The 425-nt window shown below is 68.2% G+C and carries 1 protein-coding gene; it reads right to left on the bottom strand.

Features of this window, described 5'->3' with window-relative positions; all coding sequences use genetic code 11:
- Nucleotides 1-114: 114 nt before the first annotated feature.
- A partial coding sequence (locus AX750_RS12630; protein ID WP_197426576.1) for a transposase occupies nucleotides 115-425 on the bottom strand: 311 nt, incomplete at its 5' end.

Raw genomic sequence — 425 nt, 5'->3', positions numbered from 1 at the left:
GGGCGGGATCTGGGATCGCCGCAAGGTCAGTTTCCGCGATCGGGGCGCAAGGGATCGCCCGCTCTCTGGCCGAGATCGGCGGTGCTTCCTGAAGGTGCCGCCATGGGGCCACCGTCATGATGTGTCGATCCTGACGGCGAGGATGGTGCGCGGCGCGGTGCCCGGCGCGAAGCGCTCGACGATGATCATGCGGCCACCGCAGCAGGGGCAAGGTGGCCTCCGCTCATCGACCGGATCGGATTGTTCGGCCGAGATCTCGGCTTCACGATCTACCATCGTTGCAGCCGGCGTCGGCGCCGCGATGATCTCCCTGATGCGGGCGATGGTATCGGCGCGGCGGCTGGAGGCGAGCAGTCCGTAGTGGCGGATACGGTGGAAGCCGTCGGGCAGGACGTGGAGCAGGAACCGGCGGATGAACTCGGGGG

This window comes from Methylobacterium sp. CCH7-A2 (genome assembly GCF_001557075.1).
GTDB lineage: Bacteria > Pseudomonadota > Alphaproteobacteria > Rhizobiales > Beijerinckiaceae > Allobosea > Allobosea massiliensis.
Note: the sequence above shows the minus strand (reverse complement) of the source record. Positions and strands in the feature narration are given on the sequence as shown.